Source organism: Agrococcus sp. KRD186 (assembly GCF_017168255.1).
Lineage (GTDB): Bacteria > Actinomycetota > Actinomycetes > Actinomycetales > Microbacteriaceae > Agrococcus.
This window is the reverse complement of sequence record NZ_JABFAP010000001.1, coordinates 2,020,689-2,047,049: the sequence shown is the minus strand read 5'-3', so window position 1 is coordinate 2,047,049 and position 26,361 is coordinate 2,020,689. Positions and strand designations below refer to the sequence as shown.

General features: G+C 69.3%; 27 protein-coding genes. 20 read left to right on the top strand and 7 right to left on the bottom strand.

Annotated elements, in window-relative coordinates; all coding sequences use genetic code 11:
• Positions 1-141: 141 nt before the first annotated feature.
• From J1M46_RS09915 to J1M46_RS09905, 3 genes are read left to right on the top strand one after another with little or no spacing between them, the layout of a single operon-like run.
• Positions 142-378 carry a helix-turn-helix domain-containing protein gene (locus J1M46_RS09915; protein WP_206447649.1) on the top strand — a complete coding sequence of 79 codons (237 nt, stop codon included), beginning with the start codon at positions 142-144 and terminating at the stop codon, positions 376-378.
• Entirely contained in the window at positions 365-1,648 is a 1,284-nt protein-coding gene (locus J1M46_RS09910; RefSeq protein WP_206447648.1) for a type II toxin-antitoxin system HipA family toxin, read from the top strand. Before J1M46_RS09915 ends, J1M46_RS09910 begins: the two co-directional genes overlap by 14 nt.
• Positions 1,649-1,690: 42 nt before the next feature.
• Complete coding sequence (locus J1M46_RS09905) at positions 1,691-1,885, top strand: hypothetical protein (protein ID WP_206447647.1); 195 nt, start codon at positions 1,691-1,693, stop codon at positions 1,883-1,885.
• Positions 1,886-1,938: 53 nt separating this feature from the next.
• Here J1M46_RS09905 and J1M46_RS09900 read toward each other — a convergent pair whose 3' ends face one another.
• Positions 1,939-2,931, bottom strand: coding sequence for a hypothetical protein (locus tag J1M46_RS09900; protein WP_206447646.1), 993 nt, complete (start codon positions 2,929-2,931; stop codon positions 1,939-1,941).
• A gap of 284 nt (positions 2,932-3,215) precedes the next feature.
• Here J1M46_RS09900 and J1M46_RS09895 point away from each other — a divergent pair, with 284 nt between their 5' ends.
• The 4 genes from J1M46_RS09895 (at position 3,216) to J1M46_RS09880 (ending at position 7,051) form a co-directional block, all read left to right on the top strand.
• Complete coding sequence (locus J1M46_RS09895; RefSeq protein WP_206448678.1) at positions 3,216-4,679, top strand: SulP family inorganic anion transporter; 1,464 nt, start codon at positions 3,216-3,218, stop codon at positions 4,677-4,679.
• 169 nt (positions 4,680-4,848) lie between these two features.
• Positions 4,849-5,415, top strand: coding sequence for a nucleotidyltransferase domain-containing protein (locus J1M46_RS09890; RefSeq protein ID WP_342384343.1), 567 nt, complete (start codon positions 4,849-4,851; stop codon positions 5,413-5,415).
• A 91-nt stretch (positions 5,416-5,506) separates the two neighbouring features.
• On the top strand, positions 5,507-5,998 hold the full coding sequence (locus J1M46_RS09885) for an HNH endonuclease (RefSeq protein WP_206447644.1): 492 nt from the start codon (positions 5,507-5,509) through the stop codon (positions 5,996-5,998).
• A gap of 132 nt (positions 5,999-6,130) precedes the next feature.
• The gene (locus J1M46_RS09880) at positions 6,131-7,051 is read left to right on the top strand and encodes a PDDEXK nuclease domain-containing protein (RefSeq protein WP_206447643.1); all 921 of its coding nucleotides are present in this window, start codon (positions 6,131-6,133) and stop codon (positions 7,049-7,051) included.
• Between the two features lie 79 nt (positions 7,052-7,130).
• Here the strand turns inward: J1M46_RS09880 and J1M46_RS09875 are convergent, their stop codons facing one another.
• The 3 genes from J1M46_RS09875 to J1M46_RS09865 form a co-directional block, all read right to left on the bottom strand.
• Complete coding sequence (locus tag J1M46_RS09875; protein ID WP_206447642.1) at positions 7,131-7,643, bottom strand: hypothetical protein; 513 nt, start codon at positions 7,641-7,643, stop codon at positions 7,131-7,133.
• Positions 7,643-8,236 carry an RNA polymerase sigma factor gene (locus tag J1M46_RS09870; RefSeq protein WP_206447641.1) on the bottom strand — a complete coding sequence of 198 codons (594 nt, stop codon included), beginning with the start codon at positions 8,234-8,236 and terminating at the stop codon, positions 7,643-7,645. Before J1M46_RS09870 ends, J1M46_RS09875 begins: the two co-directional genes overlap by 1 nt.
• Before the next feature lie 139 nt (positions 8,237-8,375).
• Positions 8,376-9,089 (bottom strand): HAD-IA family hydrolase, encoded by a 714-nt coding sequence (locus J1M46_RS09865; RefSeq protein WP_206447640.1) that lies wholly within the window; start codon positions 9,087-9,089, stop codon positions 8,376-8,378.
• A gap of 38 nt (positions 9,090-9,127) precedes the next feature.
• On the opposite strand from J1M46_RS09865, the gene J1M46_RS09860 reads away from it, so the two are divergent.
• The 5 genes from J1M46_RS09860 to J1M46_RS09840 all read left to right on the top strand — a co-directional run bounded on the left by J1M46_RS09860 (position 9,128) and on the right by J1M46_RS09840 (position 12,986).
• Positions 9,128-9,304 (top strand): hypothetical protein, encoded by a 177-nt coding sequence (locus J1M46_RS09860; protein ID WP_206447639.1) that lies wholly within the window; start codon positions 9,128-9,130, stop codon positions 9,302-9,304.
• A 5-nt stretch (positions 9,305-9,309) separates the two neighbouring features.
• The gene (locus tag J1M46_RS15820; protein WP_206447638.1) at positions 9,310-10,536 is read left to right on the top strand and encodes a tyrosine-type recombinase/integrase; all 1,227 of its coding nucleotides are present in this window, start codon (positions 9,310-9,312) and stop codon (positions 10,534-10,536) included.
• Positions 10,533-11,471, top strand: coding sequence for a tyrosine-type recombinase/integrase (locus tag J1M46_RS09850; protein ID WP_206447637.1), 939 nt, complete (start codon positions 10,533-10,535; stop codon positions 11,469-11,471). Before J1M46_RS15820 ends, J1M46_RS09850 begins: the two co-directional genes overlap by 4 nt.
• Entirely contained in the window at positions 11,468-12,496 is a 1,029-nt protein-coding gene (locus J1M46_RS09845; RefSeq protein ID WP_206447636.1) for a tyrosine-type recombinase/integrase, read from the top strand. The genes J1M46_RS09850 and J1M46_RS09845 overlap by 4 nt, the downstream gene beginning before the upstream one ends.
• A gap of 133 nt (positions 12,497-12,629) precedes the next feature.
• Positions 12,630-12,986, top strand: a complete 357-nt coding sequence (locus J1M46_RS09840; protein ID WP_241249081.1) for a PDDEXK nuclease domain-containing protein — start codon at positions 12,630-12,632, stop codon at positions 12,984-12,986.
• A gap of 39 nt (positions 12,987-13,025) precedes the next feature.
• On the opposite strand, the gene J1M46_RS09835 is transcribed toward J1M46_RS09840, so the two are convergent.
• A complete protein-coding gene (locus J1M46_RS09835; RefSeq protein WP_206447634.1) occupies positions 13,026-13,781 on the bottom strand; it encodes an SDR family NAD(P)-dependent oxidoreductase in 756 nt (251 codons plus the stop codon).
• 46 nt (positions 13,782-13,827) lie between these two features.
• A complete protein-coding gene (locus tag J1M46_RS09830; RefSeq protein ID WP_206447633.1) occupies positions 13,828-15,465 on the bottom strand; it encodes an amidohydrolase in 1,638 nt (545 codons plus the stop codon).
• Between the two features lie 154 nt (positions 15,466-15,619).
• Here J1M46_RS09830 and J1M46_RS09825 point away from each other — a divergent pair, with 154 nt between their 5' ends.
• The 6 genes from J1M46_RS09825 to ald all read left to right on the top strand — a co-directional run bounded on the left by J1M46_RS09825 (position 15,620) and on the right by ald (position 22,788).
• A complete protein-coding gene (locus J1M46_RS09825; RefSeq protein WP_206447632.1) occupies positions 15,620-16,972 on the top strand; it encodes an MFS transporter in 1,353 nt (450 codons plus the stop codon).
• Between the two features lie 90 nt (positions 16,973-17,062).
• Positions 17,063-17,836 (top strand): FadR/GntR family transcriptional regulator, encoded by a 774-nt coding sequence (locus J1M46_RS09820; protein WP_206447631.1) that lies wholly within the window; start codon positions 17,063-17,065, stop codon positions 17,834-17,836.
• A 9-nt stretch (positions 17,837-17,845) separates the two neighbouring features.
• Complete coding sequence (locus tag J1M46_RS09815; RefSeq protein WP_206447630.1) at positions 17,846-18,757, top strand: LysR substrate-binding domain-containing protein; 912 nt, start codon at positions 17,846-17,848, stop codon at positions 18,755-18,757.
• 99 nt (positions 18,758-18,856) lie between these two features.
• Positions 18,857-20,155, top strand: coding sequence for an aminotransferase family protein (locus J1M46_RS09810; RefSeq protein WP_206447629.1), 1,299 nt, complete (start codon positions 18,857-18,859; stop codon positions 20,153-20,155).
• Positions 20,152-21,639: an NAD-dependent succinate-semialdehyde dehydrogenase gene (locus J1M46_RS09805; RefSeq protein WP_206447628.1), complete on the top strand. Its 1,488-nt coding sequence runs from the start codon at positions 20,152-20,154 to the stop codon at positions 21,637-21,639. The genes J1M46_RS09810 and J1M46_RS09805 overlap by 4 nt, the downstream gene beginning before the upstream one ends.
• A gap of 27 nt (positions 21,640-21,666) precedes the next feature.
• Entirely contained in the window at positions 21,667-22,788 is a 1,122-nt protein-coding gene (ald, locus tag J1M46_RS09800) for an alanine dehydrogenase (RefSeq protein WP_206447627.1), read from the top strand.
• A gap of 36 nt (positions 22,789-22,824) precedes the next feature.
• On the opposite strand, the gene J1M46_RS09795 is transcribed toward ald, so the two are convergent.
• Positions 22,825-24,612 carry a nuclease-related domain-containing DEAD/DEAH box helicase gene (locus J1M46_RS09795; protein WP_206447626.1) on the bottom strand — a complete coding sequence of 596 codons (1,788 nt, stop codon included), beginning with the start codon at positions 24,610-24,612 and terminating at the stop codon, positions 22,825-22,827.
• Positions 24,613-24,756: 144 nt separating this feature from the next.
• Here J1M46_RS09795 and J1M46_RS09790 point away from each other — a divergent pair, with 144 nt between their 5' ends.
• Together J1M46_RS09790 and J1M46_RS09785 are read left to right on the top strand one after the other, a co-directional pair.
• The gene (locus tag J1M46_RS09790; protein WP_206447625.1) at positions 24,757-25,401 is read left to right on the top strand and encodes a type IV toxin-antitoxin system AbiEi family antitoxin domain-containing protein; all 645 of its coding nucleotides are present in this window, start codon (positions 24,757-24,759) and stop codon (positions 25,399-25,401) included.
• On the top strand, positions 25,394-26,356 hold the full coding sequence (locus J1M46_RS09785) for a nucleotidyl transferase AbiEii/AbiGii toxin family protein (RefSeq protein ID WP_206447624.1): 963 nt from the start codon (positions 25,394-25,396) through the stop codon (positions 26,354-26,356). Before J1M46_RS09790 ends, J1M46_RS09785 begins: the two co-directional genes overlap by 8 nt.
• The last annotated feature ends 5 nt before the right edge of the window (positions 26,357-26,361 follow it).

Below are 26,361 nucleotides of genomic sequence, written 5' to 3'. Positions count from 1 at the left end.
GCGCTGCTCAGGGCAGTCCGGCGCGGTCGAACTCCTGCTGCAGGCGCGGGCGGCGCGTTATGGGGATATCCCCGCATGCTCTACTGTGGGGATATCGCCACATCGCCGGATGCGGTGAACTTCCCACACTGGAGGTGCAGGATGCCTGCTCTGCAGGCCCGAAAACCGAAGGATGTCGCGGCGCTGATCCGAGCCGCTCGCGAAGATCGTGGCCTCAGCCAGGGTGAGCTTGCTGAACTGGTCGCCTTTTCCCGCGACTACATGGTCGACCTCGAGTCCGGCAGGCCGACGGTCTACATGGCCCGGCTCTTCCGGGTGTTGCACGAACTTGGGATCACCGTGACCCTTGAGTACGAGGTCGACGATGGCAAGTCTTGACCTGTTCCTCCACGACCTTCGTGTCGGCTCGATCAGCCCAGTCGCGCGCGATCGGACACGCGTGGCGCTCACCGTCGATCGCGACTACGACGCCGCAGTCCTGCTCAGCGAGGCGTTCGCTCCCCTCGCCGGTCGACGGTCGCCCGTTGACGCGGTGACGAACTTCCTCGGCGGTTACGTCCCGGAGGGCAACCACCGCGAGCGGATGGCCGCGAAGCGTCGCATCGACAAGGACGACCTGTTCGCGCTGCTGCGCGAATTCGGGGGATCGATCGCGGGTGCGGTCACACTGCGTGCGCCAGATGAAGATCCCAGGTATCGACCCGAATACGACGCGCTCGACGATCGTGCGCTCGCGGCCAAGCTCAAGCAGGCGCTCGATGACAGCGACCAGGGGATCCCCGACGACAGCCGCTCGACGCTGCCCGGCTACCAGCCGAAAGTGCTCGTCGCACAGTTCGACAGCGGCTGGCTCGAACCGCATGGCAGGGCGCACTCGACGCACATCCTGAAGCCGCAGGTCGCCAGCAGACCGAACCGCATCTTCGACGAGCACTACAGCCACCTCCTGACGCAGCGACTCGGTCTGTCGACGTACGCCAGCGAGATCCGCACGGCGGGCCGCATGACCTATCTCGCCATCGAGCGATTCGATCGCACCGTCGAGGATGGCGCCGTGCGGCTGCACCATCAGGAGGATCTCGCGCAGGCGCTCGGACTCGATTGGCGGGACACCGACGTGAAGTTCCAGTCGCCGGACTGGCCTGCTGACCCCAAGCGCGCGACTGCACGAAGGATCGGTGAGCTGCTCGGCTCGATACCCGGAGGTGACGCTGCGATCGAGCGCTGGATCGAGCAGCTGACGTACACCGTGGCGATCGGTGACAACGACGCGCACGCCAAGAACGTCGCGCTCATGCACGAGCCGTCAGGCACGGAGCTCGCGCAGATCTACGACGCGCTCCCGAGCCTGTTCCAGCAGGATCGCGTGCACTGGGATCTTGCGCTCGCGATCGACGGGCAGTTCGATCATCGACGGGTCTCGGCGGAGCGCATCCTGGCCGAGGTGCGGTCGTGGGACGTCATCTCCGAGCGACGCGCGGCGTCGATCGTCGGTCGGGTCATCGCCGACCTGCAGCTCGCAATCGGTGACGTCACCCCGCCGGCGGGGGTCTCGCCGGGCATGGTGGAGCGGCTGCACTGGAGCGTCGATCGGCTGGCGGCCGGGGACGAGATCAGCGAGCCCAAGCGCAAGACGCAGATGCCCTGAGACGTGCTCGTCCCGCTGCTCGCGTGGCGATAGCCTCGGCGTATGGACGAGTCGACGATCACACCGGTGGAGCTCTCGCGCGAGCTGGGGATGGATCGCAAGGGTCGGCAGATCCGCGGCTTCCTGCGCAACCCCGCCGATGGTGGCGGGCCCTTCGAGGGGCACGAGATCGGCACCGAGTGGCACCTGACGCGCGAGCAGGCGGATCGCATCCGGAAGCACTTCCGCAAGGAGTGAGGGTCTCGTGACGCGCGCGGCTTCGCAGCGTGCTCCTCGACCGACGGGCTGGCTCAGGTCTGCTGCGTCGTGAGGGCGCTGATCTGGCAGTCGGCGCACCAGTAGGCGTACAGGAGGCCCTCCGTCCAGGCGCTCCAGCCCTTGGCGCCGACGAACTCGGTCGCGCCGTCGAGCTGCGCGACGAATGGCATGGCGCGCTGGCACTGCGGGCACTCCGGATGCCAGGCATCCTGGATCCAGCTCGGGTGGCCGCCGACGCGATTCAGGTTCTGCTGGCCGCCCCAATCCTGCAGCTGCCAGCGCGCGGGCGTCAGATGGAGCGCGGCGCGCAGCTCGGGCACCGGGTCGGGCGTCGGCATCCCGTAGTCCGGCAGGTCGTTGACCCGGGGCAGCGCCCGCGGCTGGTCGCCATCGTGCGCGAACCATTGCACGCTCCACATGCAGGGAGCGTTGACGCATGCCACCAGCGCTCGCGGCACCACGCCTTCCTCGACACCCGGGAAGTCGGCGAGGTCGAGCACCCGCTGCAGCGGCCAACCGCACGCGGAGCACTCGCCCTGTGCCGCTCCGCCGACGCGAACGTGACCGACAGCAGGAGTGCTCGGCTGCCAGGTGGGATTGGGCACCGCTCGCCAGCGCTCGACGGGCTCGTCGGGGAAGAACCTCGGCTCGTAGTCGACGTCGCGCTGTTCGAAGACCAGATGGTGGGCCGGCAGCGCGACGGGCGGGCGCTCGCCCTCGTCGAACTGCTCGAGCCAGGTGAAGGGCATCGGCTCATCGACCTCGTCGACGTGCCCTGCCATCAGCTGCGGTGCCTGGAGCAGCAGCCCACCGAGGTGCTTGGCGCTCTCACTCGGCAGATGCTGCACGACCGCTTCGGCCAACTGCGGCAGCTCATCGTCTGCCACGCGATCGAGGACGTTGACGATCGCGTCACCGGTGCGGATGTCGTTGCGCAGCGTCTCGAGCAGCACCTCCAGCGGCGACGCCAGCGCGGCGATCCTCCTGTCCTCTGCAGCGCGTGATTCCCGTTCCGCATCGTCCATCGCAGCCTCCTCGTCGTGGCACTCGCGGCCAGGCTAGCGGGGCGGGGTCTCGTGACGCGCGCGGCTTCGCCGCGTGCTCCTCGACCTACGACCGGCCGCCGGTAGACTGAGCCCGTCGGGCTCTCCGGCACCCAGCACTTCTGCGCCGCCGTGAGCGGCGCTCTTGCGTGACGCAGCGCATCCGTTCTTCTGGTGCGCCGGCTCGGGCGCACGTGCCCCAAGGAGCCACCGTGACCATCACCGCGACGCACGATCGCGCGCGCTACCGCGACGACCCATCAGTCATGACCGTGCTGCGCAACCCGCGGCTGCTCACGCGGGAGGCGCTCGCGGGGCTGGTGGTGGCGCTCGCGCTGATTCCCGAGGCGATCTCGTTCTCGATCATCGCCGGCGTCGACCCGGCCGTCGGGCTCTTCTCGTCGTTCATCATGGCCGTGACGATCGCGTTCGTGGGCGGTCGGCCCGCGATGATCTCGGCCGCCACCGGCGCCGTCGCGCTCGTCATCGCGCCGATCATGCGCGAGCACGGCTTCGACTACTTCATCGCCACGGTGCTGCTGGCGGGCGTGCTGCAGATCGTGCTGGCGGTGCTGGGGGTGGCGAAGCTCATGCGCTTCATCCCGCGCAGCGTCATGGTCGGCTTCGTCAACGCGCTCGCCATCCTCATCTTCCTCGCGCAGATCCCGCACCTGGTGGGCGTGCCGTGGCTCGTCTACCCGCTGACGGCGGTGGGGCTGGCGATCCTGGTGCTGCTGCCGCGCGTGCAGAAGGTGGTGCCGGCGCCGCTCATCGCGATCGTGGTGCTCACCGCCGCGGTGCTGCTGTTCGGCTGGTCGGTGCCGAACGTCGCCGACCAGGGCGAGCTGCCCTCGTCGCTGCCGGCGCTGTTCTTCCCCGACGTGCCGCTCACGCTCGAGACGCTCGGCATCATCGGACCGACCGCGCTCGCGATGGCGCTCGTCGGGCTGATGGAATCGCTCATGACCGCCAAGCTCGTCGACGACATCACCGACACCCGCTCGAACAAGACCCGCGAATCGTGGGGGCAGGGCGTCGCCAACCTCGCCTCCGGCCTCTTCGGCGGCATGGGCGGCTGCGCCATGATCGGCCAGACGATGATCAACGTGAAGGTCTCGGGCGCGCGCTCGCGCATCTCGACCTTCCTGGCGGGGCTGTTCCTGCTCATCCTCGTAGTGGTGCTGGGCGACATCGTCGGGCTCATCCCGATGGCGGCGCTGGTGGCCGTGATGGTGATGGTCTCGGTCGGCACCTTCGACTGGCACTCCATCACGCCGTCGACGTTGCAGCGGATGCCCGTGTCAGAGACGCTCGTCATGGTCGTCACGGTGGTGGTCGTCGTGGCCACCTCCAACCTGGCGATCGGCGTGGTCGTGGGCGTCGTGGTGGCGATGGTGCTCTTCGCGCGTCGGGTGGCGCACTTCGCCTCGGTGACGCGTGAAGTGCGCACGTCGGACGGCGGCACGGCCGTGCACTACACGGTCGAGGGGGAGCTGTTCTTCGCCTCGTCGAATGACCTGACGACGCAGTTCTCGTACACCGACGACCCCGACCACGTCGTCATCGACCTGTCGCGCTCGCACATCTGGGACGCATCCACTGTGGCTTCTCTGGATGCGATCGAGACGAAGTACGCGCGGCTCGGCAAGCGGGTCGAGCTGCACGGGCTGAATGCCGCGTCGGTGTCGATGCGCGAGCGGATGTCGGGGCAGCTGGGCGGCGAGGGCTGAGCTGGCGGTACCGGTAGGCCTCGGTGTCCGTTGTGCCACTTTGAGGGCCGAATAGCCACTTTTCTGGCCAATCGGCCACTTTTCTGGCATGCTTAGCCACGACGAGGAGGCTTTCGTGCGACTGCAGAATCCGTTCGCTGCGCTCAGCCCGTCGGGGATCGACTCCCAGGTGCTGCTCGTGCTCGCACGCACCGACCGGCAACTCTCCGTGCAGCAGATCCACAGCCTGCTGCCGGAGGAGGGCTCGCGCACGGCAGTGCAGAACTCTGTTGCGCGCTTCGTCGAGCAGGGCACCGTCCTGGAGCAGCAGATCGGGCGCAGCCGCGCGTTCGCATTGAACGACCAGCACCTGCTCGCCGAACCGATTCGGCAGATCGCCGCGAGCAAGCAGCTGCTCGTGCGCCGATTGGCCGGAGCGATCGCAGACTGGCCGGTCCAACCGCTCACCGTGATGATCTTCGGGTCGGCCGCGCGCAGCGACATGCGCTCGGACAGCGACATCGACCTGCTGATCGTGCTGCCGGATGCCGTCGATGAAGCTTCCGGCGACGAACTGGTCGGCGACCTCGCGGCGCGTGCCACCGCCTGGACCGGCAACGATGTTCGTCCTCTTGTGTATCAAGCCGGGGAGGTGCAGCCTGCCGGAGTCTTCGACGCGATCATCGAGGAAGGCCTCAACGTCGCGGGTGATCCCGCATGGCTGCGGCGGCGACTTCGTCGACGGGATGCCGCTTGAGCCCGCAGCGGTTGGGCTTCGAAGGGCATTGATCGGCGAGTCCTGAGCCGATCGGAAGCCCGACCGCTGCTTCGCGGGCGATGATTGCGGCATGGAGATCTTCGGGCCGCTGCTGGCCGGCTTCGCCCCGGTGGTCGGGCCGCATCTGTGGTGGTTGATCCCGGTGGTCGTCGCGGTGCTCGTGCTGCGGTTCCCGATGCTCGGGCGCGGGCCGAACTCCTCGGCGCGCGACCCGTGGCGCGGCTTCAAGTTCGGAGCGCGCACCGCCGTGCTGGAGCGCGCCGGCGGTCGCTGCGAGGGCAGCGCCTTCCTCTTCTGGGGACGCTGCGATGCGCCCGCGGTGGAGATTGACCACGTGGTGCCGTGGTCGCGCGGCGGGCCGACCGTGGTGGGCAACGGGCAGGCGCTGTGCAAGGCGCACAACCGATCGAAGGGCGCATCGACGCCGGCCTGGTGGTACGTGCTCGGCCTCGAGCGCCGCCGCCGCAGCTACTTCCCGGTGGGTGCGGATGTGCGGGTGCGCGCGGTCATGAGCGGCACCGACCGGATGCTGCGCGAGCGCTCAGCGGCCACGCGCGCCTGATCGGTTGGTCCGGTCGGCTACATCGCCCAGGCGAGCGACTCCGGCACCGCGAGCACGAAGTAGTGACGAGGCGTCCCGACCCCTGTGGAGAAGTGGGCGCCGATGTCGGCCGTGCCGTCTACCTTCCCCGGCATGAGCGAGATCGAGCTGCCCGAGCACTACGACCAGATCCTGGCGACGCTGAAGCAGCAGGTGCGCGGTGCGCATCTGCGAGCGCATCGATCGGTCAACGCCGAGCTCATCACGCTGTACTGGCGCATCGGCAATACGATTCTGGAGCAGCAGCAGCGGCAAGCAGGCTGGGGCGGCAAGGTCGTGGAGCGGCTGGCCCATGATCTGCGGCGAGAATTCCCAGAGATGACGGGACTGTCGCGACGGAATCTGATGTACATGCGAAGCTTCGCCGAAGCCTGGGGTGAGGAATCCACAATTGTGCCAACAGTGTCGGCACAATTGACATCGCACCCTGTGGGTCTGCTCAGTTGGAGTCACATTCGACTGCTGCTCGACAAACTTGAGCATCAAGCGAGCCGCGAGTGGTACGCCGCGAGGGCGGCGGACGAGGGCTGGTCCCTCGTCGTGCTGAGGCACAACATCATGGGGCGGCTCCGGCAGCGCGAAGGCGCGGCACCGAGCAGCTTCGACGGGCAGCTCGATGCGCGAGACGCGAGGCTCGCGCAGGCGATCTCCAAGGACCCGTACGTATTCGACTTCCTTGGGCTGGGCACGGAGGCTGCCGAGCGCGACCTCGAGCAAGCCATGATGGACCGGCTCGTCGATGTGCTGCGCGAGCTCGGGCCCGGCTGGGCGTTCGTCGACAGGCAGAAGCACATCGAAATCGGCGGCGATGACTTCTATCTCGATTGTTCCGATTCTCGGATTATCCCGAGCATGCTCACGTTGGCGGCAGGTCGCGCTGAGACAGCAGGAGTGGCCGTGTGGCCGGTCCCATCGCTGGTCGGGATAACCCGAGCACGCCGTGGTGAGCCCGCAAAACCGATCGGCAGCGTCAAGGCGTCCCCTGTCGACACGCCGCCTCGCGAGCCGATCTGAGACGCATTGCTCGCCGCGCACACTGCGCACAGCAGGGCGGGATGCAGCAGATTCGCTGCATCCCGCCCTGGAAGGTCGGTTACGGGACGGGCCGCAGGCCGACGCTCTCGCAAAGCTGCTCGTCGCTGCCGGGGAAGACGGCGATGACCTGGTCCGCGCGGAGGCAGGCGGTGAGCGGTGGTACCTCGTGCTGGCGACCGTCGTCAACGGGCACGCCGTCGGTGGCGAAGAAGCCTACCCGCCACACCGATCCGCACAGATCGAGCGCCTGCGCGGCACGGTCCGAGTCGGCTCGGATCGGCAGGGTGGTGCCATTGCTGTCAGTGACCTCATCGGGAATGCCGACCTGCGTTGACAGGCTCGAGGTGTCGGCGGCCGCGTAGCAGTGGGCACTGCGCTCCTGTGCCGCCTGGCTGGCGATCGTGACGGCGGCCACGCCAGTGCCGGCGAGGAGCACGAGTGCGGCACCTCCGGCGATTGCGCGATTGCGGCGTTGGTGCGTCTGTCGGGCACCGGCCGCGGCGGTGAGCAGTCGCTGCTCGATGCGCGCAGCGGTGCCGGTCGGGAGCTCGGGGAGCTGGGGGGTAGTCATCAGCGGCCTCCTGCCGTGAAATGGGTCAGTTCGGTGCGCAGGCGTGCGCGCAATCTGGAGAGGCGGTTGCGCACGGCCCCGTGAGAGAGGCCGAGTTTGTAGGCGGCTTCCTTGTAGGTGAATTCGTCGACGAGGCAGAGCTGGTAGATCGATCGGTCGGGCTCTGCCATCGCTGCCACGATCGTCTGGAGGGTCTGCTCGATCTCTCTTGCCAGCATCTGCTCGCTGGGATCGGTGCCAGAAGCGGGTAGTTGATCTTCGGGTTCGGTAATCGGTTGTTCGCGTCGTCGGCTGATCGAGCGGCTGCGATTGAGGGCGAGATTGCGGGCGGTGACGAGCAGCCATGGCAGCAATGAGATCGCGGCGATCTCGACGGACTGGCGCTTGCGCCAGAGGGTTAGGAAAACGTCGCCGGCGATCTCTTCTGCCTCGGCACGGTTGCGGAGCACGGAGAAGCTGCCCCAGTAGACCGGCCGTTGATAGCGGCAGAAGACCGTTGCCAGCGCGTGCTCGTCGTCGTGGCGGAGCCGTTCGAGGAGTTCGCGATCGTCGACGGCAGTGTTCGAATCCGTTGCCACGGGCTGGGTCCCCATCTCGTCTCCTCTAACTGCCGGCCAGGAGAGGCCGTTCACTGTCAGAGTGTCCGGAGGAAGCGGGATCGTCTCACCATTGCCGGGCTGCGCGGGACGGTTCTCGCTCGAAGAGGGGTCCACAGTTCCCGGTCTCGCATTCCTATTCGACGTCGCGCCCATCGAGTGCGGCTCGCAGAGCGGCATCGAGCTTGACGGGCGTCTTGCTGTCATGTTGCACGAGGCCGGCGCACATCCCCGCAGCGCGAGCGCCGGCAATGTCCTGATCCAGGTTGTCGCCGACGAAGGCCATGTTGGCGGGAGTGCTGCCGAGACGTGAGGCGAGAATCTTGAATGCTCTCGGGTCCGGTTTTGTTACCCCAATCTCTTCCGACGTGCACACCGCATCGATGAGCGGCGCCAACCCGATCGTCTCGAGCTTGTCCAACTGTTGAGCGTGGTTGCCGTTCGTGAGAACGCCGATGCGCACGCCACGAGCCCTCAACGCGGCGAGAGTCGGCGCGGCGTCGGGGAACGCGCGCCATGAGCGACGGTAGTGAGCCAGATACTGCTCGAATAGGGCATCGGCGTGACCGACGTCGCTCGGCTGTTCCGCCGCGAGGAGATGGAGGAAAGCGCGCAGTCGCCGTCTTCGCTGCTCGCCGAAGGAGATGGAGCCCGTGCGCCAATGTTCGAAGTGCTCGGCTTCGATGTCGAACCACACCGCGACGAGTCGGTCGGTCGGTTCGCGTCCTAGATCAATCGTGAACTGTCGGACTGCAATGGCCGCCGAACCGCGATGATCGAAGAGCGTGCCGTCCAGGTCGAAGCCGACCGCTTGCCAATGGGCGACATCGCCGCGGGCCACCGATTTCACTCCACCATCTTCGCAACAACCTCGACACCCGCGCATCTGTGATCGCGATCGTGCTCGAAGCCGATCCTCGAGTGGGGCGCCAATTGCCGACTGCCCGGCTCGGAATGATCCTCGCGCCTTCGAAGCTGAACGAGGGGGTCGTCGTCGACACCGTCCTGCGGGACTCTGGTGATGTCGCGACCGGAGCGGCCGCGACGCCGACCGACAGGAGGTAGGGGTCGTGAATGACGAAGCATCTGAGGACGCCGAGGGTGTGTTGGCAGAGGCCATGCGAATCGGCCTGGCGACGGGCTCGATCCGGTACTACCGGAGCTGCTGTCGGACCGTGACTCGGTTCCTCGACAGTCGAGGCATCGACCGGCTCACCGAGCAGGCTGTCGAAGAGTTTCTCACGGCGATGGTTGACCGAATGCGCCGCGGCGAGATCCACGCTGCGCTGCGCTCGAACCTGGAGAAGACCGCCCTGATGATGCTGGAGTTCCAGCAGACCGGCGCGGTCGTATGGAAGCGACGAAGGCCAGCACCGAGGCTCAGCGCGCCCACGACGAAAGTGCTCAGCGCCTTCGGTGAGCACTTGCAGAAGGAACTGGCACCAGGCTCCGTGCGTCTTGTCATCGGAGAAGTCCACGGGTTCATGAGCTATCTGGACCGCGTCGACCGCCCGCTCGAATCGGTCTCCGTCGAAGACGTCCGAGCGTTTCTCGTCGATGCGCGGTCGCATCACGCATCGGGCATGGGAAACACCGCGTGGGCTATCAAACGGTTCGTCCGGTTCCTGAACCATCAGGGCATGGCCGAGTTGAAGGCCGATGCCTTGCTGGCGCGGGTCGGACCGAGACGGACACGGGCACTGCCTTGCTTCACTCCCGAGGAGGCGGACAGGCTCGTCGGTGCGATCGAGACTGCATCTCCGCGCGGGAAGAGGGACTACGCGATCGTCCGGTTGGCACTGTCGACGGGACTGCGCTGCTGCGACATCGTGTCGCTACGGCTCGACGAGATCGATTGGCGCCGCGATGAGATCCGTTTGGTGCAGAACAAGACCTCGGCGCCGTTGACGCTGCCGCTGTCGGCGGAGGCCGGCAACGCGATCGCTGACTGGCTCCTGCAAGGAAGGCCCGAAAGCGATGCGCCCGAGGTCTTCGTCCGTCTGTACGCTCCGTTCACGAAGCTCACCGGGCCAACGGGGGCGCTCATCATGGGCCGATGGCTCGCCGAGGCCGGCGTGTCGCACCGAGCACATGACGGCAAAACGTTCCATGCACTGCGGCGCACGACCGGCACGCGCCTGATCGAGTCGGGCGCCGAGCTCGCGCTGACGGCACAGGTGCTCGGTCACGCGACCGTCGAGTCCTCTCGGCGCTACATCGCGCTGGCCGACGATTCCCTCCGTGAATGCGCCCTGCCCCTCGACACGTTCGCCCCCACGAAGGAGGGGCAGCGATGAGCATCACGTACAGCAGCGGCTTCGCGACTCACATCGAGGCAATGCTTGAGTGGCGCACAGCGCTGGGCTACTCCCGAGGCACGCTCGAGTATCCGATGCTGAGCTTCGACCGGTATTGCTCGGCCCACCCGTCTGACGAGCCGATCCTGACCCGCGAGCTGGTGACCGACTGGTGCCGGGAAGGTACGAAGATTGAGTGGCCTGCGCACAAGGCCCACGCGATCCGCGCATTCGGCAAGTACCTGCAGATTGTCGGCGTCGAAGCATTCGTGCTGCCCGCGCAGTGGATCCGAAAGCCCACCAGGCAACTGCCTCACATCTTCAGCGACGGGGAACTGGCCGCCTTCTTCGACGCGGCCGACTCGATCAGCCCGTCGGCGTCCAGCCCATTCCGTGAGCACACGCTGCCGGTGCTCTTCCGGCTGATGCTGAGCTGTGGGCTGCGGCCCCAGGAGGCCCGACTGCTGCGGCGCAGGAACGTCGACTCCGGCGGCGCGATCGTGATGATCGAGCAATCGAAACGGAACAAGGACCGTCGTGTTCCGGTGGACAAGGGCATGACTGATCTGCTGGCCCGATTTGACGAGCTCGCCGATCTGCGCAGGCCCGACAGGGAGTTCTTTTTCGAAGACCACACCGACCAGCCCTACCCAGGCCGTTGGGTCACGGCCCACTACCACCGCTGCCGTGAACGGACGGGCGGCATCGCGCCGGGTTCCACGCCGTACACGCTGCGCCACAACTACGCCTCGCGCACCCTGACGCGCTGGGTGGAGGAGGGCCGCGACCTCGGCGTGTGGCTGCCCTACCTGTCGGCCTACATGGGCCACGACACCTACTCGGCGACCGCCTACTACATTCACCTGCTTCCCGAGCGTCTGGCCGCAACCGGCCTGACGAGCGCCGCAGGCATCATCCCGGAAGTGACATCATGACCAACCCCACCGACAGCTTCTATCGGCACCTGCGCGAATGGTTCACCGTGTTCATGCCTCGGCAACGCGGAGCCAGCCCTCACACGATCACTGCGTGCCGCCACACCTGGAACATGCTCCTGCGCTACGTCGCTGAGATTCGCGGAGTCCCGCTCGAGCGGGTCACGTTCTCGATCATCGACCGAGCCTGCATCGTCGAGTTCCTCGACCACATGCGGGCAACGCGGTCATGGACCGGCACGACCTACAACCAGCGGCTCGCCTGCATCCGCTCCTTCTACCGGTACGCCGCGACCGCCGAGCCGACACTCGCCATCCACCTGGCCGACGTCAACGGCATCCCGCAGCTGAAGATCGCAGCGACTCCCACCGTCCGCCATCTGTCGACCAGTGCCGTCGCGGCACTGCTCGCCGCACCCGATCCCACCACGAAGACCGGTCTGCGCGACCAGTTCTTCATGATCCTCATGTACGACGTTGCCGCCCGCGATGCGGAGATGCTCGCTCTAACCGTCGGCGATCTCGATATCAGGCGACTCACCATCGACCTGATCGGGAAGGGAGCGAAACCGCGGCGGCTACCGATCACCGGCGAGACCGCCGCCCACTACCGCCGCTACACCGACGCGTTCCACCGCGACGCCGACCCGGGCGACCCGTTGTTCTTCACGATCCACGGACACCAGAAGACTCGAATGTCCGACGACAACGTCGGCCGATTCGTTCGCCAGCATGCGAGCAGCGCGCGCGAGAGCTGCGCGGAGATCCCGAAGAGGGTTCACCCCCACATGCTGCGCCACTCCCGCGCGATGCACCTCTACCAAGCAGGCATGCCACTGGCGCTGATCACCGAGTGGTTGGGGCACGTCGACCCCGAGACCACGCTCATCTACGCGCACGCCGATACCGAGATGAAGCGTCAGGCTCTCGCCAGAGTCGGCAGCGGCACCACCAGCCCGCCAGCCGTGCCGATGTGGCATGACCGAGATGACATCGTTCGGCGACTCTGCGGGCTCACGGCCTGAACCGGGTTATCCCGACTACCGATAGGCCAGCCGCACCGCTGCTGCTGCTGGCTGTCGCCGCGCCTCGCGCGTGCTCGGGATAATCCGGGAATCGGAACAATCGATATTATGCCGACCTCGGCATAACGTCGACTTGCTCTTCTTCCACACGGAGCAGCTGCGCTACGTCGTCTTCGAGTTGAAAGCCGGCAAGTTCAAGCCCGAGTACACCGGGCAGCTGGGCTTCTACGTCGCCGTCGTCGACGACCTCATCAAGCAGCCGCAGCACGCGCCGACCGTCGGCATCCTGCTCTGCTCCGACAAGAACGAGTCGGTCGTGCGCTACTCGCTGAGCGCCGTGAACGGCGCGCTCGCGGTGTCGTCGTACACCTACGACTCGTTGCCCACGAAGGAACGCGCGTCCTTGCCAGACGCCGATCGCATCGCGCACGCGCTCGATGGCCTCGCGTCGGAAGCAGAGCGAGACGACACCGCGACCTCGCCTATGTGATCGGGTCTCAATTGTCCAACGGCCTGTTGTACAAACGCGCTACCGGGCGGTGTAGCCGCCGTCGACCGCGATGCTCGCGCCGGTGACGTACGCCGCCTCGGGCGAGGCGAGGTAGGCGACCGCGGCCGCGACGTCGTCGGGCGTCGCGAGCCGGCCGAGCGGGATGTCGGCGAGCGTGTCGGCCAGCGCTCGATCGGGGTCGGGCTGGTCGCCCAGCCAATCCTCGATCAACGGGGTCAGGGCCATGCCGGGCGCGACGGCGTTCACCCGGATGTTGTGGGGCGCGAGCTCGACGGCCGCGCCCTTCGTGTAGGCGGCCAGCGACCCCTTCGATGCCGTGTAGGTGGTGAGCGTCGGCACACCCGACGACGCCAAGCGCGAGAGCATGTTGATGATCGCGCCGCCGCCGGTCTGCATCATCGCGCGAGCCGCGGCAGCGGTCATCGTCATGGCGGCGATCGTGTTGAGGGCGAAGACGTCGACGAGCTCCTGCTGCGGGGTGTCGGCGATGAGGCCCGCGTGCCTGCGCCCCGCGTTGTTGACGAGCACGTCGAGGCGACCGAAGGCATCCGTCACCTCGTGCACGACGCGATCAGGCGTGCCCGGCTCGGTGATGTCGCCCGCGACGAACAGCGCATCGCCCAGCTGCTCGGCGACCTCGTCGCTCGGGGGCCTGCGGCCCGAGACCGCCACGCGCATGCCGTCGGCCCGCAGCCGTGCCGCGATCGTCGCGCCGAAGCCGGAGGTGCCGCCGGTGACGAGGGCGACTCGAGCGGATGCGGTCGTGGCGGTCATGCGGTGCCCTTCGAGTGTGGTGCGGATGGGGGAGGCGCGGACGCGCTCAGCCGACGTCGGGGTCGCGGTGGGTGAACGCGCCGCCTGCGATGGTCGCACGGACGGGGATGGCGGCGATCTCGCTCGAGGCGACCTCGCGCGGGTGGGCGCCGAGGAAGACCATGTCGGCCAGCTGGCCGGGCACGAGCCGGCCCTTGCGCGCCTGCTGGCCGGTGACCGTGGCCGAGCCGACGGTTGCGGCGTGGACGGCCTCGTCGACCGTGATGCGCTCGTGCTCGCCGTAGATGCGGCCCTCCTCGCTGCGGCGCTCGACGAACGACTGGACGCCCAGCAGCGGCGGGCCCGGCACCACTGGGCGATCGGACGACAGCGCCAGCGGCATGCCGGCGTCGAGCTGGCTGCGGGCGCGGATCGACAGGTCGGCGCGCGCCTGGCCGACCGGGCCGCGGATGCCCTCGCCGAAGGAGTGGATGAAGGTCGGCTGCACGACGCAGGCGATCTCGAGGGCGGCGAGCCGCTCGAGCTGCTCCTGCCGCACCACCACGCCATGCTCGACCCGGTTCGGCACGCGGGGGCGGCCGTGGCGGCGGATAGCCTCTTCGATCGTGTCGAGCGCGAAGTCGAGCGCCGCATCACCCACCGCGTGCAGCGCGAGCGACCAGCCGGCCGCCGCTGCCTCGAGCACCCGGGTGCGCATGACCTCGGGGTCGTCCTGCAGGTAGCCGTGGTAGCCGGGGCAGTGCTCGTAGTCCTCGCTCATCTGCGCCGTGCGGCCGAGGATCGAGCCGTCGGTGAACACCTTCACCGGGCCCAGCTGCAGCCAGTCGTCGCCCCAGCCGGTGCGCATGCCGGCGCCGAAGCCGCGCCGTGCCGGCTCGGCGGCGTGCCCATCGATGGGGGAGAGCGCATCCATCACCGGCATCACCTGCATGCGGGTGCGCAGCAGGCCCTTGTCGCGGGCCGCCTGGTAGGCGGCGAGCTCGGCGGGGGCGTGACCGATCCAGCCCCCCGCCACCCCCGCATCCGTCACGCTCGTCATGCCCTCGCGGGCGTACTGCGCCGTCGCCAGCTCGAGGGCACGCTCCAGCGAGGCGAGCGGGTAGGGGAGCAGGATGTCCTGCACCAGCTTCATCGCGCGCTCCTCGAGCACGCCGGTGGGGCGGTCGTCGGCGCCGAGCACGATCTTGCCGCCCTCGATGGGCGTCGCGGCGCGGTCGTCGGCGCCGGCGAGCGCCATGCCGGCGCTCGAGGCCTGGCCGGAGTGGCCCGAGGCGTGCTTGATCCACACCGGGCGGCCGCCGCTCGCGCGGTCGAGCGCATCGCGGTCGGGCACGAGGCCCTGCAGCAGCACCGGGTTGTAGCCGGAGGCGACCACCCAGTCGCCCGGCTTCGTCTGCTCGGCCTGCGCCTCGATCACACGGTAGATGTCGTCGAGCGAGGTCACCGCTGAGAGGTCGGCCTCCATGAGCGTCGTGCCGAACCAGACGCTGTGCGAGTGCACATCGTTGAAGCCCGGCAGCAGCGCCAGGCCGCCGGCATCGATCGTCTCGCGGGCGTCGAGCCCGTCCACCTCGTCATCGAGCGCCACGATCCTGCCGTCGAGCACCGCCAGCGCGCTTGCGGTCGGTCGCTCGGCGTCACGGGTGTCGATGCGGGCGCCCCGCACGATCAGGTCGACCTTCATGGCTGCTCCTTCGACGTGCCTCAGACGCTAGACCCCCGCGCGCGTCATCGGAGGGCGGGGTTGCGGTCGGCGTCGATCTCAAACATAGTATGTATCACCTAACCGCGGCGAGTGGCGCTGAGCGCTCGCCGGTCCCCTCCCGGACGGAGCACCGATGGCAACGACGCCAGCAACGACACAGACCCACGGCAGCAGGCAGGAGCGCGACGTCAAGCGCCTGCGCCGGGTGGCCATGACTTCGTTCATGGGCACCGCGATGGAGTGGTATGACTACTTCATCTACGGCCTCTTGGCCGCGCTCGTCTTCGACGAGCTGTTCTTCCCGAGCTTCGACCCGGCCGTCGGCACGGTGCTGGCGCTGCTCACCTTCGGCATCGGCTTCATCGCGCGGCCGGTCGGCGCGATCATCTTCGGCCACCTGGGCGACCGCATCGGGCGCAAGAAGACGCTCATCATCACGCTGCTGGTGATCGGGCTCTCGACCGGCATCATCGGCCTGCTGCCGACCTTCGACGCGATCGGCTTCGCGGCGCCCATCCTGCTCACCACGCTGCGGTTCATCCAGGGTCTGTCGCTGGGCGGTGAGTGGAGCGGCGCCGTGCTGCTGGCCGTCGAGCACGCGCCGGCGAAGCAGCGCGCGTTCTACGGCGCGATGCCGCAGTACGGCTCGCCGGCCGGCACGCTCGTCTCGTCGGGCGTCGTGGCGGTCGTCACGCTGCTGCCCGAGGACCAGCTGATGGCCTGGGGCTGGCGCATCCCGTTCCTGCTGTCGTTCCTCTTCCTCGCCGTCGCGCTGTACATGCGGCTCAAGGTCGAGGAGTCGCCGGTGTTCACCGACGTCGTGCAGACGCAGGTCGCGAAGAAGGTCGAGACGGAGCAGCGCAAGCCGCTGCCGCTGATCGAGGTCTTCCGTCACGCCGGCGGGCGCGTGCTGATCGTCATCGCCACCGTGCTGTTCGCCTCCGGCGGCTTCTTCCTGATGACCACCTACGCGGTGAGCTTCGGCACCGGCGAGCTCGGCATGGAGCCGTGGAAGCTGCTCATCGCGACGATGATCGGCGCCGTGCTGGAGGCCGTCGGCATCTACGTCGGAGCGAAGCTGGGCGACCGCTGGGGCGCCTGGAAGACCGTCGTCGCCGGCGGCATCCTCGCCCTCGTGCTCGTCGTGCCCATCGCCCTCATGCTGGGCTCGGGGGCAGAGGTGCTCGTCATCATCGCCATCGCCATCGGCATCGGCATGCTCGGCGTTCCCTACGGCCCGCTCGGCACCATGCTCTCCGAGCTCTTCAGCGCCCGCTACCGCTACTCGGGCGTCGCCGTCTCGTACAACATCGGCGGCCTCATCGGCGGCTTCGTGCCCTCGATCGCCGGAGCGTTCGCGCTGGCCGTCGGCAGCGCGGTGCTCGTCATCCCGGTGCTGCTGGGCATCATCATGGCGCTGTGCGTGATCGGCGGGCTCATCGCCGGCCGAGTGCTCTCGCGCCAGTCGGAGACCATCGCGGTCTGAGCCCTGGCCGCCGCTGCCCTGCCGTCCGCCGGCGGGGCAGCGGCGGCCCGCTCGTTACGATCGAGTGGGACGGCTCGGGAGAGGAACACCATGACGGTGAGCGCTGCGGTGCGGGAAGCCTGGTCGGGCGCCTCCGGCACGGTCGGTGACCTGAAGAGCGATCGCGTGCGAGCCGTGCTCGAGCAGCAGATCCTCAGCGGCGAGCTGCCGCCGGGCACGCTGCTGCCCACCGAGCCGCAGCTCAGCGCTGCGCTCGGCGTCAGTCGCACGGTGCTGCGGGATGCCGTGCGAGCGCTGGTCGCACGCGGCCTGCTGACCGTGCGGCAGGGCAGGGGCACCATGGTCGCCGAACCGAGCGACGAGGCGCTCGCGACCGCCATGATCGCGCGGCTCTCGCGCTCCGGGCTGACCGTCGGCGACGTCATGCAATCGCGCATCACGCTCGAGACGCTGGTCGTGCGGCTCGCGGCCGAGGCCGGCACCGACGCCGACTGGGAGGCGCTCGAGCGCGCCGAGCACACACTCATCGACGCGATCGCCGCGGGCGACGAGCACGGCGCGCACGCCGCGCACGCCGCCTTCCACGCGGGCATCCTCGAGGCCACGCGCCAGCCGGCGCTCGTGCTGCTGCTGCAGCCGATGAACACGATCGCGCTGCTCACCGGCGCCTCCTCGGTGCGCAGCGGCTCGACCGAGGACTGGAACCTCGACGCGCACCGCGCGATCCTCGACGCGCTGCGGCTCGGCGACGCCGACGCCGCCGAAGCCGCGATGCGCGCCCACTTCTCCGATCTGGAGGAGCGCTCGATCTACGTCGGCCTGCTCGACCGGCCCTTCGCGCAGGCGTACTTCGGCGCGCCGTAGGCTTCGGCTGTGCTCGATCTCAACCGCCTCGTGATGCTGCGGGCGGTCGCGATGCACGGCAGCATCACCGCCGCGGCCCGCGAGCTCGCCTACACGCACTCGGCGATCTCGCAGCAGCTGTCGCTGCTCGAGCGCGAGACCGGCACCCAGCTGCTCGAGAAGGTCGGCCGCACGGCGAAGCTGACGCCCGTCGGGCTCGAGCTCGTGCGCAACACCGAGGCGGTGCTGGCCGCGATGGAGCACGCCGAGACCGAGCTCGCCGCCTCGCACCATCAACCGCGCGGCATCATGACCATCGCGGTCTACTCCTCCATCGCCAGGATCGTGATGCCGGCGGCGCTGCGCACCCTCATGCACGAGCAGCCCGGGCTCGAGCTGCGCCTGCGCCGGCTCGACCCGCAGGAGGCCGTGCTGCAGCTCGTCGGGCGCCGTGTGGATGCGGTGATCGTCGACACCTTCGCCGGCACGCAGGTCGCGCCCGCCGGCGTCATCGACTCGGCCGAGATCGGCCGCGACCCCGTGCGCGGCTACCTGCCCGAGTTCCATGCCGCGAGCTCGATCGAGCAGCTGAACGAGCTGCCATGGGTGATGGAGCCTCCCGACGCGCCCTCGACCCAGTGGGCCATGCGCGTCTGCCGCGAGGCAGGCATCGAGCCGCGCGTGGTCTACGAGTCCTCGGACATGCTCTTCCACCTGCGCATGGTCGAGGCAGGGCTGGCGGCAGCCTTCCTGCCCGACCTGGTGGTGCGCGAGGCGCGCAGCCGCAGCATTCCCAGTCCCGTGCTGCCGACCGAGCCGGACCGACGCATCCTGCTGCTCACCCGCACCGGCGCCGCCGACCATCCCGCGTTCCGCGCGGTGCGCACCGCAGTGGCGTCCGCGCTCGCGAGATATATAAGCAGCGCTGACGGAAACCCGTAAGAGGCCGTCGCTTTACCTAACGCGTCTGGCCTCCTAGCGTGGCAAGCAGGCCGCTCCCGACCGGGCCCGGCCGCACTGCTATCGACGAGGAGATCAGCGATGACGCTCACCGAATCCACCGCCGCCACCACGCAGGGCGCTGTCGTCGACGGGCCCGCACTCTGGTCGGCGCAGGCGCACATGCCGTCCGTCGTCGGTCGCCAGCTCGTCATCGAGCGCGGCGAGGGCTCCTACGTCTTCACGAGCGACGGCCAGCGCCTGTTCGACGGCACCGCGGGCCTGTGGCACGCCAACGTCGGCCACTCGCACCCCGAGATCGCGCAGGCCGCCTACGACCAGATGCTGCAGCTCGAGACGTACCACATCTTCGCCCGCTACTCGAACGACAAGGCGCTGGCGCTGGGCGAGAAGCTCGCGCAGATCGCGCCCATCGAGCGGGCCAAGGTGATCCTCAACTCCGGCGGCTCCGACGCCATCGACGTCGCCTGCAAGCTCGCCCGCCGCCACTGGCAGCGCGAGGGCCGCTCGACCAAGAAGGTCATCCTCAGCCGCGAGCACGCCTACCACGGCCTGCACGCGTACGGCACCTCGATCGCGGGCCTGCCCTTCAACAGCGAGGGCTACGGCACCGACTCCCTCGTGCCCGAGACCGCCCGCATCTCCTTCAACGACCTCGCCCAGGTGGAGGCGACCATCGCGCGCATTGGCGCCGAGAACATCGCCGCGCTCGTGACCGAGCCGATCCAGGGCACTGGCGGCGTCAACCCGCCCGAGCCCGGCTACCTCGAGGGCTTGCAGCGGCTCTGCACCGAGCACGAGATCCTGCTGATCGTCGACGAGGTCATCACCGGCTTCGGCCGCACCGGCGAGTGGTTCGCCTCGCAGCGCTACGGGCTCGAGCCCGACATGGTCACCTTCGCCAAGGGCGTCACCTCGGGCTACGCCCCGCTCGGCGGCGTGTTCGTCAGCCCCCGCCTGTGGGAGCCGTTCTACGTCGACGCCCCCGACACCCCGATCCTCCGCCACGGCGCCACCTACGCCGGCCACACCACGGCCGCCGCGATCGCCCTCAAGCATCTCGAGATCGTCGAGCGCGAGAACCTCATCCCGCGGGTGCGCGAGCTCGAGCAGGTGCTGCGCCGCGAGCTCGACGCGCTCGCGCAGCGCTGCGAGCACGTCGTCGAGGTGCGCGTCGCCGGCTTCCTCGGCGGCGTGCAGCTCGACGAGCGCCTCGACAACGCGCGCGTCGCCGATCGGGCCGTCGAGCTCGGCTTCATCACCCGCCCGCTGCGCGGCAACACCCTGCAGCTCAGCCCGCCGTTCATCGTCAGCGACCAGGAGGTCGCCGACTACGTCGCCGCCATCGAGCAGGCGATCACCGAGGAGGCCGCACGATGACCACGACCACCGCCACCGACGCGCTCATCACCGCCGACGCATCCGCCGTCGCCCACGCCGACCGCGTGATCGCCGGCCTCGGGCTGCCCACCGGCGGCACCGCCGTCACCGACCCCGCCACCGGCGAGCAGCTCGGCTTCATCGAGGACGGCGACGTCGACGGCGCCCTGCGCGCGGTCGAGACGGCGGATGCGGCCGGTCGCGATTGGGCGCGCACGACCCCGCGGCAGCGTGCCAACGTGCTGCACGCCTGGTACGCCCTGCTCGTCGAGCACGCCGAGGATCTCGCGCACCTGATCACGCGCGAGATGGGCAAGCCGCTCGCCGAGGCGCGCGGCGAGGTGAAGTACGGCACCGACTTCGTGCGCTGGTACGCCGAGGAGGCCGTGCGCCCCGCCGGCAACTACCGCGAGGCGCCCGACGGCGGCGCCACCATCCTCACTCGGCGCGCGCCGGTGGGCCTGGCGGTGCTCATCACGCCCTGGAACTTCCCACTCGCGATGGCCACCCGCAAGATCGCGCCCGCGCTCGCCGCCGGTTGCGCGGCCGTCGTGAAGCCGGCCACGCTCACGCCGCTGACCACCATCTACGCCGTGCAGCTCGCGGTGCAGGCGGGCGTGCCCGCAGACCTCGTGCAGGTCGTGACGCCGACGAGCTCGTCGGCCTTCAGCGAGACCGTGCTGCGCGACCCGCGCGTGCGCAAGGTCTCGTTCACCGGCTCGACGGAGGTCGGCCGCACGCTCATGCGGCTGGCTGCCGACAACGTGCTGCGCTCGTCGATGGAGCTCGGCGGCAACGCGCCGTTCCTGGTCTTCGACGACGCCGATCTCGAGCGGGCCATCGACGGCGCGGTCGCTGCGAAGCTGCGCAACGGCGGCCAGTCGTGCATCGCGGCCAACCGCTACCTCGTGCAGGACGGCATCGCCGACGCCTTCGTCGAGGGGGTCGCCGAGCGGCTCAGCCGGGTGGCCGTCGGGGCCGGGCTCGGCGAGGGCACCGTGGTCGGGCCGCTGATCGACCAGCGCGCCGTGCGGCAGATGCGCGCCCTCACCGACGACGCCGTCGCGCACGGCGCGGAGCTGCGCGCCGGCGGCACCGAGCTCGGCGACGGCACCGGCCACTTCTTCGCCCCGACCGTGCTCGACCGGGTGCCCGAGGCATCCGACATCGCCGGCACCGAGATCTTCGGCCCCATCATGGCGATCCAGCGCTTCGGCACCGAGGCCGAAGCGGTCGAGCGCGCGAACGCGACCGAGTTCGGGCTCGCCGGCTACGTCTTCACCGAATCGCTCGACCGCGCGATGAACGTCGCCGATCAGCTCGAGACTGGCATCCTGGGCGTCAACCAGGCGGTGCCGTCGAACGCGGCAGCGCCCTTCGGCGGTGTGAAGCAGTCGGGGCTGGGCCGCGAGGGCAGCGCCGAGGGGCTCGAGGAGTACCAGTCGGTGCGCTTCACCAACATCGCGCGACGCGCGACCAACTGAGACAGCTGAGACAGAAGGAGCAGGCGGATGCGCATCGCAGTCGTCAAGGAGATCAAGCCGGGCGAGGCCCGGGTCGGGCTCACGCCCGCCGGCGCCGAGGACCTCGCCCGCGCCGGGCACACGGTGCTCGTCGAGCGCGGGGCGGGTGAGCTCGCGGGCTTCCCCGACGAGCAGTACCTGGCCGCCGGGGCGGAGCTGGTCGCACGCGAGGAGGCGTGGGAGCAGGCCGAGCTGCTGGTGAAGGTGAAGGAGCCGATCGCCGAGGAGTACGGCTTCCTGCGCGAGGACCTGACGCTGTTCACCTACCTGCACCTGGCGGCCGACCGGCCGCTCACCGAGGCGCTGCTGGCCGCCGGCACGCTCGGCATCGCCTACGAGACCGTCTCCGACGGCACCGGGCTGCCGCTGCTGGCACCGATGAGCGAGATCGCCGGCAGCCTCGCCGCGCACGCGGCCGCGGCGCACCTCACGCGCCCCACGGGCGGGCCGGGCGTGCTGCTCGGCGGCGCTCCCGGCGTCGCGCCGGCGCGCGTGCTCGTGATCGGCGGCGGCGCCGTCGGCACGCAGGCCGCGAAGCTCGCGCTCGGCATGCAGGCCGAGGTGACGGTGCTCGAGATGTCGCCGGCGCGCATCCGCCAGCTCGACGGGCTGCTCGACGGCCGCGCGCGCGTGCTGATGTCGGATGTCGCGACGGTCGAGGCCGAGCTCGCGCAGGCCGACGTCGTGATCGGCGCCGTGCTCGTGCCCGGTCGCGCGGCGCCGAAGGTCGTCTCGCGCGCGCAGCTGGCGCTGCTGAAGCCCGGCGCGCTGCTCATCGACGTCGCGATCGACCAGGGCGGCGCCTTCGAGACGTCGCACGCGACCACCTACGCCGACCCCACCTTCGTGGTGGACGGCATCCGCCACTACTGCGTCGCGAACATGCCCGGCGCCGTGCCGCAGACGGCGACGAAGGCGCTGACGAACGCGACGCTGCCGTACATCCGCCGCATCGCGCAGCAGGGTGCCGGGGCCGCGCTGGCGGCCGACCCGGCCCTCGCGCAGGGCGCCAACACGCGCGCGGGGCGCATCGTCCACCAGGGCGTGGCGGATGCGTTCCCCGACCTGCACGGTCAGGGTGCGGACGAGCGCGAGCTCGCACTGCAGTAGCGCGCATCGCCGATCGGGCGCCGGCGCCCGCGCGAGTCAGCGCGGCAGCGGCGCCCGCTCGGCGATCTCGTCCAGCGTCGTCAGCACCACCAGGCGCTCTGTGGCGCGGGTGGCGCCGATGTAGAGCAGGTCCTCCCACTGCGGCGTCGTGCCGTCGACGTCGGTGAGCACCACCACCGGGGCCTCGAGCCCCTTGAAGGCGTGCACGGTGCCCCACGGCGTGCCGACGGCATCCCCGTCGTGGTGCGCCAGCGCATCCGCCACCGCGCCCTGCGCGCGGCTCGCCGCCGAGGCCCGGCGCGGAGAGAGGATGAGGATCTCGGGCGGATCCCAGCCGTCGTCCCAGAGCGACAGCAGCGTCTGCTGCAGCAGCGCCTGCTGCTCGGCCTCGTCGCGGTAGCGGTGGATGGTCAGCGGCGGATCGTCGGGCTCGTCCTCGTCGAAGTCGCGGTCGTAGCCGATATAGAACTCGGTGTGCAGCATGCGCTCGATGAGCTCGGCCAGCTGCGGCGACTGGCGCACGTTGTTGCTGAGCGACATGGTGGCGGCGGGGACGACGCGCCGGGTGATGGACTCGAGGCGGCTCGCGGGCTCGGGCTGCGCAACGTCGGCCGCAGGCTGCTCGCCCGGCGGAGCGATGGTGACGTGACTGACGAGCGGCAGGGCGTGGAGCGGCCGGTAGATGTCCTGCCGCGTGAAGTCGCCAGCGAGCACCGCCCGCGAGCCGGCGAGGCCGTCGACGAGCAGGCTGTCGAGCACGTCGAGGGTCGACTCGCGCGCCAGATCCTGCGCCTCATCGGCCATCAGCGCCGTGAACGGCGGCGCGAAGCCGGGCGCGCGCGTGACGGCGAGCGTCGCCGCGGGGAGCGTGCCGTTCCACCAGGCGTCGTCGGCGCCCTCGGGCGGCGTGAGGCCCGAGTAGGCGAGCATCAACTGGTGCACGCGCGCGACCGTGATGTCGTCGCGAGTGCGCAGCCGGTGCCGCAGCTCGGCCTCGAGCCGCTTGTTGAAGCAGGTGAGCAGCACCCGCTCGTCGCGGTTCGCGGCCAGCAGCGCCGCGCGCACCGCCACGTTGGTCTTGCCGGTGCCGGCCGGGCCCTCGACGATCAGCCGCGGGTTGCCCGCGAAGTACTGCAGCGCCTGCTCCTGCCGCTCGGTCGCCTCGCGCAGGCTGCGCTCGCGCTCCTCGCGGCGCTCGGCCATCGTGCGGTGGAACGAGATGCTCGGCACCAGCACCTGCTGCGCCTCGGCGACATCCTGCGCGTCCGGGCGGTCGGAGCCGAAGGCGGGCACCCGCCGCTCGATCTCGCTGCGGCCGTGGCGCAGCACGCCGACGATGCTCGTCACCGTGCGGGATGCGTCGAGGTCGGCCCGCGTGAGCGTCTCGTTCGCGGGCACGTCGATGCGCGCCTCGAGCTGGGCGACGAGCTCGCCGCCGCGGTTCGGGAACCACACCGCCTGCCAGATCGGGTAGGGCGCGACGTACGCCCGCCGCTCGATCCACTGCCGGATGCTGCGCGTGTTGTCCCACGCCTGGTCGTAGGGGGAGCGGGGCGTCGGCTCCTGGCCGCCGAGCCGCCAGAGCCCGTCGTCGCCGACCTCGACCCGGTCGTGCGACTTCACCTCGACCACGAGCATCCCCTCGCCCGGCACGAGCAGCACGAAGTCGGCCTCACCCTCGATCTGCGTCTCATGGTGGCGGATGGGCAGGCCGTGCCAGACGAGCCAGCCGTCGGTGCCGGGGTGGTCGCGCAGGGCGTCGAAGACGGTGCGCTCGCCCGGCGGGGCGCCCGCGCGCAGCAGGCCGGGGATCATCGTCGCCATGCTCGGAGCGTATCGGGGGCCTCGGTCGTCATCGCCGTGGTCGGCTCGCTCCTCATCGCCCGGCTGACGGGGGCCTCCTCGTCCGCGCTGTCGCCGCTGCTCATTTCTCGGCACGATTGTAACGAAAAATGCTACAATCAAGCCATGGGTTGGCATGACGGGCAGCGCGCGATCAACGCGATAGCCGCCGAGCAATGGGGTCTGGTGACGACCCGCCAGGCGTTCGGCGCCGGCGTCAACCGCATGCACCTGTCTCGACTCGCGGCCGCCGGGCTCGCCGAGCGACTCAGCCAAGGTGTCTATCGGGTTGCTGGTGCACCGCAGCCCGAACATCAGGAGATTCTCGTCGCGTGGCTCGCCCTGCACGAGTTCGGACAGCCGCGCACGTCGCTGGTCGTCGGTGGCGTCGCGGCGGCGCAGCTCCATGGCATCGGGCAGTTCTGGATGCGCGAGATTGACCTTCTTGCACCCACGCGCCGCCGCAGTGGACGAGACGGTGTCAGGATCCGCGCCACACGGCTAGGCGAGCGTGAGGTCGTCACCGTGCACGGTGTGCCAACACTCGCGCCGTCTCACACGATAAGCGACCTACTCGTCCTCGGAGAGTCGCCGGACACGGTTGCGGACGCCGCCGTTGATGCGCTGGAGCTCGGTATCACGACGACTGCAGCGATCCGAGAGGCCCTCCTGGATCAACCGGTCGCCGACGCCGCACGAGAGATGTTCACAGATGCTCTCGAGCAACGCATCGCAACCGACCAGACCTCACTACGCTCACCGCGTGACTGACGCAAGCGGGTACGCGGACTGGCGAGCCGTCGAGCAAGCGACGAAGGATGCCGCGAAGCGAGCGCGAGCCGCAGCCGGGTCGGATGGGCTCACGCTCGAGCAGCACCTGCTGCAAGCTCGTTTCGATCGATTTCTCTGCCGCGTCTTCGACGGCGATGGCGCCGACGGCCGGTGGCTCCTCAAAGGCGGCACGGCGTTGCTGGCGCGCGTCCCCAATGCGCGCGGTACTCGCGATGTGGACCTCTCGTCAAACGCGACCACACTCGACGAAGCTGTCAAAGATCTTGCCGCACGAGTGGGCGTCGCTCTCGGTGATCACCTCCGCTTCGAGCTTGCTCGATCGCGGCCGACGGGCGGTGGCGATACGCAGCCGTTCGTGCAGGCGCAGACCGTGACCTTTGCAACGTGGGCGGGAGCGAAGAAGGTCGGTGACGTCAGCGTTGACGTCGTCGTCGGCCACCCGCCGACCGGCCGGCCGCGACTCCTCGAGCCTGCGACTCGGATCGTGCTGTCCCGACCGCTGCCGACCGTGCCCTACCTCGTGTACCCGATCGCAGACCAGATCGCTGACAAGGTGTGCGCGACGATGACTACCGGCTTCCGCGAAGGCGCCCGATCGACGCGCGTGAAGGATCTGATCGATCTCGTCGTCATCGCCTGCACCCAGACAGTGAACCTGCACGAGCTGCGCGTCGCGCTCGCGTCCGAGCGACGGCGACGCGGGATTCACCACTTCGATCAATTGGACATCCCGGCGCACTGGAGAGACGGCTATGCCCTGCTCGAAGCGAAGACGGCCGCAATCGACGTCGACTTCGATGCCGCGCATCTGCTGATGGAACGGTTCCTGGCGCCCGCGCTCGCAGCAGGCTCAGGCGAGTCAGATAGACGGTGGACTGCGACCACGTGGTTTCCGGAGTTGGGCGCTGATCGGCCTGCAAATGGCTGGACCTAGACGGC

Excerpts from the sequence above, each read along its gene's own strand:
- J1M46_RS09915 (WP_206447649.1), top strand. The coding sequence starts at position 142 with ATGCCTGCTCTGCAGGCCCGAAAACCGAAGGATGTCGCGGCGCTGATC.
- J1M46_RS09910 (WP_206447648.1), top strand. The coding sequence starts at position 365 with ATGGCAAGTCTTGACCTGTTCCTCCACGACCTTCGTGTCGGCTCGATC.
- J1M46_RS09905 (WP_206447647.1), top strand. The coding sequence starts at position 1,691 with ATGGACGAGTCGACGATCACACCGGTGGAGCTCTCGCGCGAGCTGGGG.
- J1M46_RS09900 (WP_206447646.1), bottom strand. The coding sequence starts at position 2,931 with ATGGACGATGCGGAACGGGAATCACGCGCTGCAGAGGACAGGAGGATC.
- J1M46_RS09895 (WP_206448678.1), top strand. The coding sequence starts at position 3,216 with ATGACCGTGCTGCGCAACCCGCGGCTGCTCACGCGGGAGGCGCTCGCG.
- J1M46_RS09885 (WP_206447644.1), top strand. The coding sequence starts at position 5,507 with ATGGAGATCTTCGGGCCGCTGCTGGCCGGCTTCGCCCCGGTGGTCGGG.
- J1M46_RS09880 (WP_206447643.1), top strand. The coding sequence starts at position 6,131 with ATGAGCGAGATCGAGCTGCCCGAGCACTACGACCAGATCCTGGCGACG.
- J1M46_RS09875 (WP_206447642.1), bottom strand. The coding sequence starts at position 7,643 with ATGACTACCCCCCAGCTCCCCGAGCTCCCGACCGGCACCGCTGCGCGC.
- J1M46_RS09870 (WP_206447641.1), bottom strand. The coding sequence starts at position 8,236 with ATGGGGACCCAGCCCGTGGCAACGGATTCGAACACTGCCGTCGACGAT.
- J1M46_RS09850 (WP_206447637.1), top strand. The coding sequence starts at position 10,533 with ATGAGCATCACGTACAGCAGCGGCTTCGCGACTCACATCGAGGCAATG.
- J1M46_RS09845 (WP_206447636.1), top strand. The coding sequence starts at position 11,468 with ATGACCAACCCCACCGACAGCTTCTATCGGCACCTGCGCGAATGGTTC.
- J1M46_RS09835 (WP_206447634.1), bottom strand. The coding sequence starts at position 13,781 with ATGACCGCCACGACCGCATCCGCTCGAGTCGCCCTCGTCACCGGCGGC.
- J1M46_RS09830 (WP_206447633.1), bottom strand. The coding sequence starts at position 15,465 with ATGAAGGTCGACCTGATCGTGCGGGGCGCCCGCATCGACACCCGTGAC.
- J1M46_RS09825 (WP_206447632.1), top strand. The coding sequence starts at position 15,620 with ATGGCAACGACGCCAGCAACGACACAGACCCACGGCAGCAGGCAGGAG.
- J1M46_RS09820 (WP_206447631.1), top strand. The coding sequence starts at position 17,063 with ATGACGGTGAGCGCTGCGGTGCGGGAAGCCTGGTCGGGCGCCTCCGGC.
- J1M46_RS09810 (WP_206447629.1), top strand. The coding sequence starts at position 18,857 with ATGACGCTCACCGAATCCACCGCCGCCACCACGCAGGGCGCTGTCGTC.
- J1M46_RS09805 (WP_206447628.1), top strand. The coding sequence starts at position 20,152 with ATGACCACGACCACCGCCACCGACGCGCTCATCACCGCCGACGCATCC.
- ald (WP_206447627.1), top strand. The coding sequence starts at position 21,667 with ATGCGCATCGCAGTCGTCAAGGAGATCAAGCCGGGCGAGGCCCGGGTC.
- J1M46_RS09795 (WP_206447626.1), bottom strand. The coding sequence starts at position 24,612 with ATGGCGACGATGATCCCCGGCCTGCTGCGCGCGGGCGCCCCGCCGGGC.
- J1M46_RS09790 (WP_206447625.1), top strand. The coding sequence starts at position 24,757 with ATGGGTTGGCATGACGGGCAGCGCGCGATCAACGCGATAGCCGCCGAG.